Source organism: Microvirga sp. 2MCAF35 (genome assembly GCF_052115545.1).
GTDB lineage: Bacteria > Pseudomonadota > Alphaproteobacteria > Rhizobiales > Beijerinckiaceae > Microvirga.
This window is the reverse complement of record NZ_JBFRGW010000090.1, coordinates 1-1,630: the sequence shown is the minus strand read 5'-3', so window position 1 is coordinate 1,630 and position 1,630 is coordinate 1. Positions and strand designations below refer to the sequence as shown.

The 1,630-nt window shown below is 72.9% G+C and carries 2 protein-coding genes; both read right to left on the bottom strand.

The features are described 5' to 3' along the window. The coding region (locus tag AB4097_RS21425) for an N-acetylglucosamine-6-phosphate deacetylase (RefSeq protein WP_442043313.1) at nt 1–782 on the bottom strand (782 nt) is incomplete at its 3' end. Further along, nucleotides 782–1,630: SIS domain-containing protein (locus AB4097_RS21420; protein ID WP_442043311.1), on the bottom strand; the 849-nt coding region annotated here is incomplete at its 5' end. The genes AB4097_RS21425 and AB4097_RS21420, both read right to left, overlap by 1 nt.

Genomic DNA, 1,630 nt, shown 5'->3' with positions numbered 1-1,630 from the left:
TTGGCCGCAATCGCGATCCGCAGCGCCGCATCGCTCACATGGTGCCCGTCGACGATCAGGCCGCACCAGGTCTCCGGGCTGTCGAGCGCCGCCCCCACCGGGCCCGGATCGCGCCCGGCCAGCGGCGGCATCGCGTTGTAGAGATGCGTGAAGCCGCGCAGGCCGTGCCGCACCGCCTCCAGGATGGTGGCATAATCGCCCGCCGTGTGCCCGGCGCAGACCAGCACGCCGGCCGCCGCCAGACGGGCAATGGCTTCCATGCCGGTGCGCTCGGGCGCCAGCGTCACCAGCGTGCGGCCCTCAGTGAGCGAGGTCAGCAGCGCCAGGTCCTCCTCCTCGAGCGGGCGCATGAAGGCCGGGTTGTGCACGCCCTTGCGCTCCGGGCTGATGAACGGGCCCTCGAGATGGATGCCGAGCACCCCGGGAACCTGGGCCGCCAGCGCCTGGCGCATCGCCGCGAGCGCCTCCGCCATGGTCGCGCGGGTGTCGGTGATGAAGGTCGGCAAAAGCCCGGTGGTGCCGTAGGCCCGGTGGGCTTCGGCGATGGTGCGCAGGCCCTCGAGSSTGCGCACGTCGTTGTAGAGCACGCCGCCGCCGCCATTGACCTGCACGTCGATGAAGCCGGGCGCCAGCAGGCCTGCGATGCGCCGGCGCTCGAGGCCGGTGCCGAGATCGGCCTCGGGCACCAGGCCGAGGATGCGGCCGTGGTCGATCACGACGGCACGGCCGTCGAGCAGGTGCGCGCCGTCGAAGACGCGGGCGCCGATGAGAGCGGTGGCCATCACACGGTCTCCGTCACCTTGCGCAGGCGCGGCGGCTGGTCGGGGTCGCGGCCGCGCGCCAAGGCAATGGCGTTCACGAGCGGATAGAAGCTCTGGATCAGCGCGATCGGCGCGAGAGTGGGATGTGCGTCCTCGATCCCCGGCAGGGTGACGCGGGCCCGGCCCTCGGCGGCGCCGGCGACGATCACGGGCACGCCCTGCTCGGTGAGCCTGGTCACGAGCTCGCTGACGCCGCTCAGGGTCTCGTCGCGCTGGCTCAGCACCAGGATCGGGAAGTGCTCGCCGGCGAGCGTCCAGGGGCCGTGCATCAGCTCGGCGGCGCTCATCGCCTCGGCGTGCACGCCGGAGGTTTCCTTGAGCTTGAGGGCGGCTTCCTGGGCGACCGCGAAGCCGACGCCGCGGCCGACGACGAACAGGTTGTCGGCCTCTCTCAGGGCGGGCAGGGCGGCCGACCAGTCGGTGGCGGCCTTCGCGAGCACGTCGGGCAGGGTGTCGAGGGCATCGAGCAGCGCCCGGTCCTGCGACCAGTGCGCCACGAGCTGCAAGCCGGCCGCGAGCGCGGCGATGAAGGACTTGGTGGCCGCGACGCTGGTCTCGGGGCCGGCATGGAGCGGCAGCACCACCTCGCAGGTCGAGGCGAGCGGCGAGGCGGTGTCGTTGACGAGCGCGACGGTCAGGGCGCCGTCGTCGCGCCCGGCGCGGGCGAGGTTGAGGATGTCGGGGCTGCGGCCGGATTGCGACACGGCGAGGAACAGGGCGTCGCGCATGCGCGGGCGGGCGTCGTAGACGGAGGTGACGGAGGGGCCGACCGAGGCGGTGACGAGGCCGGACTGGATTTCGAGCAGGTA